We start from the raw sequence: 12,919 nt of genomic DNA, 5'->3' as shown, positions 1-12,919 counted from the left end.
GGGCATGCCTTAAACAGTTCATCATTTATGATTTCGAAAAAGGTCCCCTAGTTTATATTCACCGTTATAACTCCATAATATAAATATATCTTCGTCGGTAAGGACAAACAAACTCTAACGTTAGAATGATTCGCTAGTGTCGAACATGCCATGCCTGCCTTTCTCCATAGAAATGACTGACTGTCTGGAAATTCTAAGTGATATTCCGGACAGTTTTTTGTTGTGGATTCAATCAAGGATCTTTTAGAAAAGTTATATCGGCTTTAAGAAAAATAGTTGCACTTTTTTTGTATAATTGTGTATAGTATAAAATAAGTTGTGCAGAGGAAACTTTTTAGCATTTGCGACAATGTAAAAAAATTTACACTTAATTTTGCGTACGGCAAACATTTTTAGGGAAATGAAAAAGAGGAGGGAATATGATGGGTTTTCTAAAATCTATTGGGGGCGTTCTTGCTGCAATCCTGATTTTAACGGGGTGCGGCAATGACACGACCGAACTGGATAAGGACAATGGCAAGTTGAACGTAGTTGCTACGACAGGAATGATAGGGGACTTGGTGGAGAATATTGGCGGTAAACATGTCGAGGTCACCAGTTTAATGGGACCCGGAGTGGATCCCCATCTATATAAAGCAACACAGGGTGATGTGAAGACACTGGATTCAGCAGATATGATTTTTTATAACGGGATCCATCTAGAGGGGAAAATGACGGATATCTTTGAAATGATGAGCAAGGATAAACCGACGATTGCCGTAACGGAGGACTTCAAGGAGGAACAACTTCGCAAAGTGAGTGCAACGGAACATGATCCCCACGTATGGTTTGATGTAAAGCTCTGGATGGTTGCGGCGGAGTCAGTGAAGAAAGAGTTAATTGCCAATGATCCAGATCATGAAGCAGAGTTTCTTGATAATTATGAAGAGTATGTTCAGCAGTTGGAGGAACTTGATAAATATGTTCAAGATGAAATAAATAAAATACCAGAAGACCAACGGGTGCTCGTTACAGCACATGATGCTTTTGGATACTACGGTCAGTCCTATGGTTTGGACGTAAGAGGGCTTCAAGGGATCAATACATTATCGGAATATGGATCAAAAGATGTGACGGATATGCGGAATTACCTTGTGGAAAACAAAATAAAAGCGATATTCATAGAGTCCAGCGTGCCAAGGAAGGCTATCGAGGCTGTCATTCAAGGAGCTGGGAAGAAAGGGCACAAAGTGAAAATCGGCGGTGAATTATTCTCGGATGCGATGGGTGAAAAAGGGACGGAAGAAGGAACATATATCGGTATGGTCCGTCATAATACAGACACCATCGTCCACGCTTTGAAATAAGGGGGAGGAAAAAAGATGGATCAAGCAGCTTTGAAGGTCGAGAATTTAACGATTGCATATCATAAGAAACCGGTTGTCGAAGATGTCTCATTTGAGGTGCCGGAAGGGAATTTAATCGGTATCATAGGCCCCAATGGAGCAGGGAAATCGACTTTGATAAAGGGAATACTCGAATTGATTCCAAAAATATCGGGAGAAATCACAATAAAGGGATCTACTTATAAATCGATGAGGAAGAGTATAGGCTATGTACCACAGCGGGAATCAGTAGATTGGGATTTTCCAACCAACGCGCTAGATGTCGTGATGATGGGTAGATATGGTCATCTCGGATGGCTGAAGCGACCAGGGAAGGCTGAAAAGCAGAAGGCGATGGAGTGCCTGGATAAAGTGGGGATGGTTGAATACGCTAACCGCCAGATCAGCCAGCTCTCGGGCGGACAGCAGCAGCGGATTTTCCTGGCTCGTGCATTGGCCCAGGAAGCGGATATTTATTTTATGGATGAACCGTTCGTAGGGGTAGATGCAGCAACCGAGAAAGCCATCATACAATTGCTGATGGAATTGAAGGAAAAAGGCAAAACCGTTCTTGTTGTGCACCATGATTTATCGACTGTAAAGGAATATTTCGACTGGACGATGTTACTGAATAAAAAGGTGATGAAAATAGGTCCGACAGAAGAAGTTTTCATTCCTGAATACTTACAGGAAACTTACGGAGGCCGCCTAGCAATACTATCAGACACGAAGTCCGGCCTTTTATTAAAATGAGGTGTACACGATGAACATACTGGATATTATTACAGATCCTAATACAAGGTGGATTTTGCTTGGGACGATGTTCCTCGGATTAAGCAGTGGAGTCATAGGCAGTTTTGCCTACCTCAGAAAGCAGTCTTTGCTTGGAGACACGCTCGCACATGCAGCGTTACCAGGAATCTGCGTCGCTTTTATATTAACCGGGGTGAAATCCACTTCCTTCTTTTTGATTGGAGCGGCACTAGCGGGTTTAGTGGCTGTTTTCTTGATCAGTGTGCTCACGAGATACAGTAAAATCAAGCAGGATGCGGCCTTGGGAATTGTTTTATCTTCCTTCTTTGGTTTCGGAATTGTCATGCTTACACAAATCCAGCAGAGTGAGTATGGAAACCAGAGTGGGTTGGATACCTTTCTATTCGGACAGACGGCGTCAATGGTCATGTCCGATGTATATATGATGATGACGGTTTCCTTTATACTCATTTTCACTTGTACCGTGTTTTTTAAAGAGTTCAAGCTACTGTCCTTTGACCCTGGTTTTGCCAAGGGGATGGGACTGCCGGTCGTTTTTCTGGATTATTTCATCATGATGCTGATCGTGGCAGCTGTAGTGATCGGTATCCAAGCCGTTGGTGTCGTATTGATGGCATCTCTACTAATCACGCCTGCAGTTTCTGCGAGGTACTGGACAGAGCGGCTGCATATCATGGTCATCCTTTCTGGGATATTCGGAATGCTGAGTGGTGTATCCGGCACGTTGATCAGTACATCTGTCAATGATTTGCCAACAGGACCGTTAATTGTTTTATCAGCGACGGTATGGTTTTTCTTTTCCATGCTTTTTGCACCTAAACGTGGAGTGCTTTCATCTGTATGGAGAAGGGTATCGACGAAAAAGAAATATTCTCTCGAACAGGAAAGAAGGAAAGGGAGCCATCCATCATGAATGATTTTTGGATTATCTTAGTCGGAGCATTAGTGGCGAGTTCATGCAGTGTATTAGGGTGTTTTTTAATAGTCAGGAAAATGACGTTGATAGGGGATGCCATCAGTCATTCCGTGTTACCGGGAATCGTATTGGCATTTTTAATAACCGGGACTCGTGACTCGGTTCCAATGCTGATAGGGGCAGCTGCGCTAGGTTTACTTACAGTATTCTTAATCCAGCTTTTCCAATCGTCGGGCGTTCAATCTGACGCAGCAATCGGGATTGTATTCACATCCCTTTTTGCAACGGGGATTGTACTGGTGAGCTTGTATACACAACAAATAGATTTTGACCTGGAACATGTCCTTTATGGAGAAATTGCCTATACACCCTGGAACACGATGACAATCGGCGGAATCGAGGCCGGACCAAAAGCGGTGTGGATTGTGGGCAGTTGTTTGATCTTGAATCTCATACTGATTTTCCTTTTCTTCAAACAGTTTAAACTCGTTTCCTTTGATCCATCACTTGCGGCTGCAATGGGAATTCCTGTACTGTTCTTTCATTACTTATTGATGAGCCTAATTTCACTGACAACTGTAGCTTCTTTTGATAGTGTAGGTTCCATTTTAGTGGTTGGAATGCTCATCATACCTGCTGCAACAGCTTATCTGTTGTCAGACCGTTTAAGTCGGATGATTTTGGTCAGTATCGGTGTTGGAATACTGAGTTCTCTCATCGGTTATTATTCAGCTACCATTTTGGATGCCTCGATATCTGGTTGCATGGTGGGATCGGCCGCTTTATTATTCGGATTGGCCTTTCTCTTTTCCCCAAGCCATGGAATGGTGAGCAGATTCCTAAAGCGGAAGTCAAAGGAATCACATTCATAGTTTCCTCTCCCTGCAGGCTCCATGCGGATAACTTCATGGAGCCTGTAAACTATTCTTCGATATAGTTGTGATTTTATTTGTTTAAAGTATAATGAATAAGTGTATTTAAAGATATATCGCAGGAGCCTTTTTAAGGGAGAGTTAAGTATGGAAGAACAAAATAAATTTTCATCACGAATAGATTTTTCTTTGGTCACAATATTGCTGTTGTTATGCGTTGGAAGTTGCTTAGCAATCTATAGTGCCCAAACGACTGGACAGTACGCTGAAAACTTCTTAATTAAACAAATTTTTTGGTATATAGTGGGGATTGGGATCGTATTGGGGTTTATCACCCTGGATTCTGATCAGTTGAAAAAAATATCTTGGTATGCCTATGGATTCGGATTGTTTTTGTTATTATTGCTGATTCTTATGCCAAGTAGCATCGTACCAAATATAAATGGTGCAAGAAGCTGGTACGTCATTCCAGGAATTGGTTCGATTCAGCCCTCGGAATTCATGAAGGTATTTCTAATTTTGGCTTTAGCAAACGTCATATCGAACCATCATCTTAAAAACACGCTGAAAACGATTCAAACGGATTTATGGCTGCTTGTTAAAATCGGTCTTGTGACCGGTGGCCCGCTATTGTTAATCATGCAACAGCCGGATTTAGGTACCTCGCTTGTCATCATGTCAATCATGCTCGGAATGGTTTTCATATCAGGGGTATCATGGAAGATTCTCTTGCCGATCGTATCGGGGGGAATTGTCGTTGCTTCCACAATCCTATATTTTGTCCTTTGGAAGCCAGAGCTTCTGGAAAAATACTTAGGGGTAAAATCCTATCAATTCGGACGTATCTATTCTTGGCTGGATCCATATAATTATGCGAGCTCCGAAGGGTATCACTTAACTAGATCCTTACTGGCGATTGGCTCCGGTCAGACCACAGGTAAGGGAATAGGCTCAAGGGAAGTATATTTGCCTGAGAGTCATTCGGATTTCATTTTCAGTATCATCGGCGAAGAATTTGGTTTTATGGGATCAAGTATCATAATATCCTTATTTTTCCTATTGATTTACCACATAACAAAAACGGGAATGGACACGAAAAATAACTTCTATACATATATCTGTGTTGGCGTTATAAGCATGTTGACGTTTCACGTTTTTCAAAATATCGGCATGACGGTTGGCCTTTTACCGATTACGGGCATTCCGCTTCCATTCATCAGTTATGGGGGAAGCTCGTTAATGGGGAACATGATGGCCATGGGCTTAATATTCAGCATTCGGTATCATTATAAGAAGTACATGTTTTCAACGGATATCTAAATTAGAAAGCCGGCCCACCACGGGCCGGCTTTCTTTGTAGCAAAAAGACAAAAGGAGCTGAATCCAGCTCCTGTTTGCATGTTTATTGAATGTTTGATCCATATGGGAATTGGCTTTTATATCCGGAAAATTGTTGATACGACTGGCTTAAGCTGGTCGGTTGTGCGCTTTCTAAACTATACCAGCCTTTTTCGAACATAAGATTGTAAAGCTCGCGCTGCATCTCATGATTTTCTTTCGAGATGGAGAAAATGTCTTGAAATAACGATTGATTACTCATTTCATGCAAGGCAACGGAAAAGGAGTTACAGAAATACTTTTCAGTAGTAAGCATATCGTTTATAAAATCCCGATCATTCATTTGCGGTGTCTTTGGCACAGGAGTTTCTGGATTTTGGACTTTGTTTTGATTGGGCATCAAGAACCCTCCTTTATTGAAATTGTTGTTGATTCTGATTTTGGTTTGGGGCCAAATGAGTCAGAATGGTATCGTAATGGCGCTGATGCATGAGTCCGCATCGGTTTAACGCATCGATGATTTGCGGGTCCTTGCATTGCGCGGCAAAAAAGTGTGCTTTTTTAATCGCATTCAGATTCCATGCAAGCATATCGGTTAAGTATAAACTATCTTTCACCGAAACCAATTCCGGCGGTTGTTTCATAAAACCGGTGGACTGCTGTGGGCTGTTAAACGAATTTTGCTGTTCCATCATTCTACCTCCCTTGAGTGTTCTCTAAACGAATTTAATTTTCCCTTCATGAAATTTTTTATTCTGGCTTCTAAATATCTGAAAATTGAATTAAATGGTAAAATAATCTTGTGCATCTATTTTCCAAAAATGATTTGGAGGGAATGCAGATGGAGCAAATATTAAGAAACCTTTTTCTTTTTCTATCAAAGAATAAAAGCATGACGAAGGCAGCGAAAAAATATGGGTTACGATTTGGGGCATCCCGTTTCGTGGCTGGAGAATCATTGGAAATGGCATCTACTGTCATTGCAGATTTAAACAGGAAAGGGCTTTCTGTAACCATTGATTATTTAGGTGAATTCATAGAAGATGAAAAAGAAGCAAGGAAGATGGCAGACCAGTGTATAGAAGCGATTCGCATGATTGCCAGAAACGGTCTGGAATCACAGTTATCTTTGAAATTGACTTCGATGGGCTTGGATTTATCCGAACGAGTCGTGATGAATAATATGCGGAGGATTTTGGATGAAGCCAAAGCACATCAAGTGTTCGTAACCCTTGACATGGAAGATTTTCCGCGCTGCCAGCCGACTTTTGATGTATTCAAAAACTTAAAGGCTGAATATAATGAATTGGGGACTGTCATCCAGGCATATCTGTATCGGACTGAAAAAGATATCGAGGAGTTGAATGAATACCATCCGAATCTAAGACTTGTTAAAGGAGCTTATAAGGAATCGAGGGAAGTGGCTTTTTCCGAGAAAAAAGATGTGGACGAAAATTTCAAGAAAATCATCAAGAAGCATTTGCTGAATGGCAATTACACAGCGGTTGCCACACATGACGATAAAATCATTGATTATACGAGGGAATTGGTCAAAGAGCACGGAATTCCCGATGATCAATTTGAATTTCAAATGTTATATGGCATACGTAATGAGAAGCAACTTGAACTCGTAAAAGAAGGATATAAGGTAAGGGTATATGTTCCATATGGTACGGATTGGTATGGATACTTCATGCGCCGCCTTGCAGAGAGGCCGGCCAATATTGCTTTCGTTTTAAAAGGTCTATTCAAGAAATAGAGCGAAAGCCGGCCCGGATATGGGACGGCTGCTCAAATTAAGCATTTACTTTTTGAACTGATTGTTCTGGCTGTTCACTTTATTGATCCCATGTTGACGTTCAGCGCCAGGACCAGCATTGCCTTTAACACTTGCTGCACTTACAGCTGCTTTAGAAGGATTATCTTTACGCTTCATTTTATAGTCACCTCCTGCTCGTTATTTTCTACTGAACAGAGGAGAAATAACCAAAGGAAATGTGGATAAAAAAATATATTTTTTCCTGTTTAATCATTGCGGAATTTCCAAATATATTCTATATTAGTAATAAGAAAAAATATTCAAAATTTTTTGGATTAAAAATGAATGAGCATTCATTCAATACATTGCGTAAGGGGGATATAAACTTGGTTCGACAAATACGAAAGGCTGCTGTTCTAGGGTCAGGAGTTATGGGATCAGGGATTGCTGCACACCTTGCTAACATCGGCATTCCGACTTTATTATTGGATATTGTACCTCGCGAACTCACTGAGGATGAAAAGAAAAAGGGACTGACATTAGAAAATAAACAAGTACGTAACCGCATTAGCCAAACTGCGATTACAAAACTTTTAAAACAAAAACCAGCTCCGCTTTCAGCTAAGGGAAATCTTGCGTTGATCGAGGCGGGAAACCTGGAGGATGATATAAGCCGTTTAAAGGATGTCGACTGGGTCATCGAAGTGGTCGTTGAGAAACTGGAAGTTAAGCAGAGTGTATTTGCCCAAGTTGATCAACATCGTAAACCAGGAAGCATCATTTCATCGAATACATCTGGAATTTCAATCGAAGCGATGGCAGAAGGACGCTCCGAGGATTTTCAAAAGCACTTCCTGGGAACCCACTTCTTCAATCCACCGCGATATCTTAAATTGTTAGAAGTCATTCCGACTAAAGCAACTTCAACAGAAGTGCTCGATTATATGAAACGATTCGGAGAAGATGTACTGGGGAAAGGTGTCGTCGAAGCCAAGGATACACCAAACTTCATCGCTAACCGCATTGGCACTTACGGGTTGTTGGTCACTCTTCGGGAAATGCAAAAAGGCGGATACAGTGTAGGTGAAGTCGACTCGGTTACAGGACCATTGATCGGAAGGGCAACCAGCGCGACTTTCCGGACGCTTGATGTAGTTGGATTGGACACTTTTGCCCATGTTGCCAAAAACGTATATGACCAGGTAGATGGTGAAGAAAAAGAAGTTTTCAAACTACCTGATTTCATGAAGGAAATGCTTAAGAATGGATGGCTTGGAAGCAAGTCAGGCCAAGGGTTTTTCTTGAAAAGGGGCAAGGAAATCCTTGAACTGAATCCAGATACGCTTGAATATGATGCTCGAAAAAAGTTAAAAACGCCTTCTATGGAAATGGCAAAACAGGCCAAGGGTTTAGCTAATAAAATGAAAGCGCTTGTTTATAGCGAAGACCGTGCCGGTCAATTACTTTGGGATGTGCTGAATCCAGTGCTTGTGTATTCTGCCCAATTGCTTGGGGACATTGCCGATGACATCGTGGCAATCGACCAAGCGATGAAATGGGGCTTCGGTTGGTCCACAGGTCCTTTTGAAACCTGGGATGCGATAGGTGTAGAAAAATCGGTAGCACGCATGGAATCTGAAGGCATCACAGTTCCCCAATGGGTAAAGGATATGCTCGCCAAGGGCTTCACTTCATTCTATACAGAGGAAAGTGGCATCGTTCACTACTATGATAATGGTGAATATAAAGAGCTCGTCGAAAATCCTAAAGTGATCAATCTTAAAGCAATCAAGAAGCAAAAAGGCATAATCAAGAAAAACAGTGGTGCCAGCTTGATAGATATCGGTGATGGGGTGGCCCTCCTTGAATTCACTTCTCCCAATAATGCTATCGGCCTGGATATCATGCAAATGATCAATGCGGCAGTCGATGAAGCGGAAGCGAATTTTAAAGGCCTGGTAATCGGAAACCAAGGAAAAAACTTCTGTGTAGGCGCTAATATTGCAATGATGTTGATGGAAGCGCAAGATGACAATATTTTTGAACTGGATATGGTCATCAGCCAATTCCAAAAGGCCATGCTTAAAATTAAGTACAGTGCAGTTCCTGTAGTGGTGGCTCCTTTTAATATGACACTTGGCGGCGGTGCTGAAGTATCCCTTCCGGCTGCACGCATCCAGGCAACGACAGAAACATATATGGGTCTTGTGGAAGCAGGTGTAGGATTGATCACTGGCGGTGGGGGGACTAAAGAGCTTTATGTGAAGACGTTGAAGAATATGCCAAAGGGTGTCGACTTCGATTTACAAAAAGTAGCCAACCATGTATTTGAAACGGTCGCCATGGCAAAAGTTTCGACCTCTGCTGAGGAAGCACGCGGGAATAATTTCCTTAATGCATCTGACGGAATAAGCGTGAACGCGGATCATCAGCTATATGATGCGAAGCAGGCAGTAATTTCCATGTTTGAACAAGGTTATACCGCTCCAGCCCGTACAAAGATTCCTGTCGTAGGTGAAACGGGATATGCCGCACTTCTATTAGGGGCAGAATCCATGCGCCTGTCAGGATTCTTATCTGATCATGACCTCGTCATAGCAAAAGAGCTTGCATATGTCCTGGCAGGGGGAAAACTCCCATATGGTACGGAAGTAGATGAACAGTATATCTTGAACCTTGAAAAACAAGCATTTCTAAAACTGATATCGACTCCGAAATCTCAGGCAAGGATGCAGCACATGCTTGTTAAAGGGAAACCGCTGCGTAATTGATGAATAGATGAAGATATGGCCAAAACGAAAATTAATAGATTGATAGCTTAAAAATGAGTAAGGGGGGATCCTCATGAAAGAAGCGGTAATAGTAGCTGGAGCAAGGACTCCGGTAGGAAGAGCGAAAAAAGGTTCTCTTGCTAGTGTACGTCCTGATGATTTAGGGGCTCTAGTTGTAAAGGAAACATTAAAGCGTGCAGGGAATTATGAAGGCACCATCGATGACCTGATTATCGGTTGCGCAATGCCTGAAGCGGAGCAGGGATTGAACATGGCGCGTAATATCGGCGCATTGGCAGGATTGCCGTACACAGTACCGGCCATAACGATTAATCGTTACTGTTCAAGCGGGCTGCAAAGTATCGCATATGGAGCGGAAAGAATCATGCTCGGCCAAAGTGATACAGTCATTGCAGGCGGAGCGGAATCCATGAGCCTTTTGCCAATGATGGGCCATGTAACACGTCCGAACGCGAGACTTGCGGAAACGGCACCGGAATATTATATGGGTATGGGTCACACTGCTGAAGCCGTTGCAAAAAAATACGGCATTTCCCGTGAAGATCAAGATGCATTTTCTGTTAGAAGTCATCAAAAAGCGGCTAAGGCCATTGCAGAAGGAAAGTTTTCGGATGAGATCGTACCGGTTGACGTAACCCTTCGTTCAGTGGGACCAGATCTTAAGTTAAAGGAAAAATCATTTTCTTTTACACAGGATGAGGGCGTTCGTCCAGGCACGACTGCTGAAGTGCTAAAAAAACTTAGACCTGCATTCTCTGTTACAGGATCTGTAACAGCGGGGAATTCATCACAAACGAGTGATGGTGCAGCCGCGGTCATGGTCATGGATGGGGAAAAGGCCTCTTCATTAGGGATGAAACCGATGGGTAAGTTCCGTTCCTTTGCTGTAGCAGGAGTACCACCTGAAATTATGGGCATCGGTCCGATCGCTGCCATTCCTAAAGCTTTGAAACTAGCAGGACTTGAGCTATCTGATATTGGGTTATTTGAATTGAATGAAGCCTTCGCTTCTCAATCCATACAAATCATTCGTGAGCTGGGATTGAATGAAGAGATTGTCAATGTTAATGGCGGAGCGATTGCCTTAGGCCACCCCCTTGGGTGTTCCGGAGCTAAATTGACATTAAGCCTGCTTCATGAAATGAAGCGCAGAAACCAACAATTCGGAGTTGTTACAATGTGTATCGGCGGCGGAATGGGCGCTGCTGGAGTATTCGAATTACTAGCATAAACAACCTTTCCGGATGCTCAACATGCTTGCTTCCGGAAGATTTAATATATGAATACTTAGGAGGAAATGAAATGTCCAATCAAACAACAGATAACCTCATTAAAGGCGGAGCCTTTTTAGTAGAAGATATTACGTATGATCAAGTTTTTACTCCGGAGGATTATTCCGATGAGCATAAAATGATTGCCAAAACTTCTGAAGATTTCGTCGTGAATGAAATTCTGCCGCAAGTTGAACATTTAGAAAACCATGAATTTGACCGTTCTGTTAAATTACTGAAGCATGCAGGTGAAATCGGTTTACTTGGTGCTGATGTTCCTGAAGAATACAGCGGATTGGGTCTAGATAAAATCAGTTCGGCGCTAATTACAGAAAAAATGGCTCTTGCAGGCGGCTTCGGAATTACGCATGGTGCACATGTAGGGATCGGATCCTTGCCAATCGTATTATTCGGCAATGAAGAGCAAAAGAAAAAATACCTCCCTTTACTGGCAACAGGTGAAAAAATTGCCGCTTATGCTTTAACGGAGCCAAGCTCAGGGTCTGATGCTTTGGGAGCAAAAACGACAGCAAAATTGAATGCAGAAGGAACACACTATATATTAAACGGCGAAAAACAATGGATAACTAATGCCGGTTTTGCAGATGTCTTCTGTGTGTATGCTAAAATCGACGGCGAACAATTCTCAGCCTTCATTGTTGAGCGTGAATATAAGGGCGTATCCACTGGTGCGGAAGAGAAGAAAATGGGCATTAAGAGCTCATCTACACGCACATTGATCCTGGAGGATGTTCATGTACCAGTTGAAAACCTTTTGGGTGTAGCTGGAAAAGGGCATGTCATTGCTTTCAATATCTTGAATATTGGCCGTTATAAATTAGGTGTTGGTGCAGTCGGCGGATCTAAACGCGCTCTTGAAATTACAGCCGCTTATACAAATCAACGCCAACAATTCAAAACAAAAATTTCCGATTTTAATTTGACGAAAGAGAAACTTGCAACAATGGCTTCTAAAATCTATGCAGCAGAAAGCTCAGTATACCGTACCGTTGGCCTTTATGATCAAAGACAAAGCAAGTTGACGGATGAACAAGTGAAAGATGGTAAATCAATGGCAGCAGCAATCGCTGAATATGCAATTGAGTGTTCTTTGAATAAGTTCTTTGCATCTGAAGTATTGGATTACGTAACGGACGAAGGCGTGCAGCTTCATGGCGGTTATGGTTTCATGCAGGAATATGAAATTGAGAAAGCCTATCGTGATTCCCGTATTAACCGAATTTTTGAAGGCACAAATGAAATCAATCGCTTGCTTGTCCCGGGAACTTTCCTGAAAAAAGCACTTAAAGGAGAATTGCCGCTTCTTCAAAAAGCTCAAGGCCTGCAAGAGGAATTAATGATGATGATGCCGGAGGAACCTGGCGATGAGCCATTGGCACAAGAAAAAATGCTTGTTAGAAATGCCAAGAAAATCGGTATTTTGGCAGCTGGCCTTGCTGCACAGAAATACGGCACAAAACTTGATCAAGAACAAGAAATCCTCTCCAACATTGCTGATATAGCATCTCTTGCATATGCTGCAGAATCGGTGGTATTACGTACGGAAAAAGCCATTGCGGCCACGGGGCTGGAGAAGAATAAACAAAAAGTCCTTTACACTGAAATTTTCGTTCAAGAAGCTTTCAATGAAATAGAACAGCATGCAAAGGAAACGTTAATAGCGGTAGAAACAGGCGATACTCTTCGCATCATGCTTTCTTCGCTTCGCAAGCTGACAAGACACAATCCAATCAATGTCATTGCGAAAAAACGTGAAGCTTCAGTTAAGGTTATTGAAACGGAAAAATACGCATTATAAGAAATAAATTGAAA

Annotated in this window: 12 protein-coding genes; 9 read left to right on the top strand and 3 right to left on the bottom strand. The window is 42.2% G+C overall.

Annotated features, from left to right (window positions below; genetic code table 11):
* Positions 1 to 419: 419 nt before the first annotated feature.
* From ACQKMH_RS17165 to ACQKMH_RS17145, 5 genes are all read left to right on the top strand, one after another.
* On the top strand, positions 420 to 1,346 hold the full coding sequence (locus ACQKMH_RS17165; RefSeq protein ID WP_427588692.1) for a metal ABC transporter solute-binding protein, Zn/Mn family: 927 nt from the start codon (positions 420 to 422) through the stop codon (positions 1,344 to 1,346).
* Positions 1,347 to 1,361: 15 nt separating this feature from the next.
* A complete protein-coding gene (locus tag ACQKMH_RS17160; RefSeq protein ID WP_427588691.1) occupies positions 1,362 to 2,117 on the top strand; it encodes a metal ABC transporter ATP-binding protein in 756 nt (251 codons plus the stop codon).
* Positions 2,118 to 2,127: 10 nt separating this feature from the next.
* Positions 2,128 to 3,051 (top strand): metal ABC transporter permease, encoded by a 924-nt coding sequence (locus ACQKMH_RS17155; RefSeq protein ID WP_427588690.1) that lies wholly within the window; start codon positions 2,128 to 2,130, stop codon positions 3,049 to 3,051.
* Complete coding sequence (locus ACQKMH_RS17150) at positions 3,048 to 3,926, top strand: metal ABC transporter permease (RefSeq protein WP_427588689.1); 879 nt, start codon at positions 3,048 to 3,050, stop codon at positions 3,924 to 3,926. The genes ACQKMH_RS17155 and ACQKMH_RS17150 overlap by 4 nt, the downstream gene beginning before the upstream one ends.
* 147 nt (positions 3,927 to 4,073) lie before the next feature.
* A complete protein-coding gene (locus ACQKMH_RS17145) occupies positions 4,074 to 5,246 on the top strand; it encodes an FtsW/RodA/SpoVE family cell cycle protein (RefSeq protein WP_427588688.1) in 1,173 nt (390 codons plus the stop codon).
* 82 nt (positions 5,247 to 5,328) lie between these two features.
* On the opposite strand, the gene ACQKMH_RS17140 is transcribed toward ACQKMH_RS17145, so the two are convergent.
* Both ACQKMH_RS17140 and ACQKMH_RS17135 read right to left on the bottom strand, forming a co-directional pair.
* A complete protein-coding gene (locus tag ACQKMH_RS17140; protein ID WP_427588687.1) occupies positions 5,329 to 5,664 on the bottom strand; it encodes a spore coat protein in 336 nt (111 codons plus the stop codon).
* A gap of 13 nt (positions 5,665 to 5,677) precedes the next feature.
* Entirely contained in the window at positions 5,678 to 5,959 is a 282-nt protein-coding gene (locus ACQKMH_RS17135; protein WP_427588686.1) for a hypothetical protein, read from the bottom strand.
* Between the two features lie 146 nt (positions 5,960 to 6,105).
* Between ACQKMH_RS17135 and ACQKMH_RS17130 the strand changes: the two genes are divergently transcribed.
* Complete coding sequence (locus ACQKMH_RS17130) at positions 6,106 to 7,023, top strand: proline dehydrogenase family protein (RefSeq protein WP_427588685.1); 918 nt, start codon at positions 6,106 to 6,108, stop codon at positions 7,021 to 7,023.
* A 45-nt stretch (positions 7,024 to 7,068) separates the two neighbouring features.
* Here ACQKMH_RS17130 and ACQKMH_RS17125 read toward each other — a convergent pair whose 3' ends face one another.
* The gene (locus ACQKMH_RS17125) at positions 7,069 to 7,200 is read right to left on the bottom strand and encodes a YuzL family protein (protein WP_289314483.1); all 132 of its coding nucleotides are present in this window, start codon (positions 7,198 to 7,200) and stop codon (positions 7,069 to 7,071) included.
* 209 nt (positions 7,201 to 7,409) lie between these two features.
* Here ACQKMH_RS17125 and ACQKMH_RS17120 point away from each other — a divergent pair, with 209 nt between their 5' ends.
* The 3 genes from ACQKMH_RS17120 to ACQKMH_RS17110 all read left to right on the top strand — a co-directional run bounded on the left by ACQKMH_RS17120 (position 7,410) and on the right by ACQKMH_RS17110 (position 12,905).
* Complete coding sequence (locus ACQKMH_RS17120) at positions 7,410 to 9,794, top strand: 3-hydroxyacyl-CoA dehydrogenase NAD-binding domain-containing protein (protein WP_427588684.1); 2,385 nt, start codon at positions 7,410 to 7,412, stop codon at positions 9,792 to 9,794.
* Between the two features lie 73 nt (positions 9,795 to 9,867).
* A complete protein-coding gene (locus tag ACQKMH_RS17115) occupies positions 9,868 to 11,046 on the top strand; it encodes an acetyl-CoA C-acetyltransferase (protein ID WP_427588683.1) in 1,179 nt (392 codons plus the stop codon).
* Between the two features lie 71 nt (positions 11,047 to 11,117).
* On the top strand, positions 11,118 to 12,905 hold the full coding sequence (locus tag ACQKMH_RS17110; RefSeq protein WP_427588682.1) for an acyl-CoA dehydrogenase family protein: 1,788 nt from the start codon (positions 11,118 to 11,120) through the stop codon (positions 12,903 to 12,905).
* The last annotated feature ends 14 nt before the right edge of the window (positions 12,906 to 12,919 follow it).

Source organism: Peribacillus sp. NPDC097895 (assembly GCF_050277555.1).
GTDB lineage: Bacteria > Bacillota > Bacilli > Bacillales > DSM-1321 > Peribacillus.
This window is presented reverse-complemented; position numbering and strand designations above follow the sequence as displayed.

Coding starts and splice junctions, on each gene's coding strand:
- ACQKMH_RS17165 (WP_427588692.1), top strand. CDS start 420: ATGATGGGTTTTCTAAAATCTATTGGGGGCGTTCTTGCTGCAATCCTG.
- ACQKMH_RS17160 (WP_427588691.1), top strand. CDS start 1,362: ATGGATCAAGCAGCTTTGAAGGTCGAGAATTTAACGATTGCATATCAT.
- ACQKMH_RS17155 (WP_427588690.1), top strand. CDS start 2,128: ATGAACATACTGGATATTATTACAGATCCTAATACAAGGTGGATTTTG.
- ACQKMH_RS17150 (WP_427588689.1), top strand. CDS start 3,048: ATGAATGATTTTTGGATTATCTTAGTCGGAGCATTAGTGGCGAGTTCA.
- ACQKMH_RS17145 (WP_427588688.1), top strand. CDS start 4,074: ATGGAAGAACAAAATAAATTTTCATCACGAATAGATTTTTCTTTGGTC.
- ACQKMH_RS17140 (WP_427588687.1), bottom strand. CDS start 5,664: ATGCCCAATCAAAACAAAGTCCAAAATCCAGAAACTCCTGTGCCAAAG.
- ACQKMH_RS17135 (WP_427588686.1), bottom strand. CDS start 5,959: ATGATGGAACAGCAAAATTCGTTTAACAGCCCACAGCAGTCCACCGGT.
- ACQKMH_RS17130 (WP_427588685.1), top strand. CDS start 6,106: ATGGAGCAAATATTAAGAAACCTTTTTCTTTTTCTATCAAAGAATAAA.
- ACQKMH_RS17125 (WP_289314483.1), bottom strand. CDS start 7,200: ATGAAGCGTAAAGATAATCCTTCTAAAGCAGCTGTAAGTGCAGCAAGT.
- ACQKMH_RS17115 (WP_427588683.1), top strand. CDS start 9,868: ATGAAAGAAGCGGTAATAGTAGCTGGAGCAAGGACTCCGGTAGGAAGA.
- ACQKMH_RS17110 (WP_427588682.1), top strand. CDS start 11,118: ATGTCCAATCAAACAACAGATAACCTCATTAAAGGCGGAGCCTTTTTA.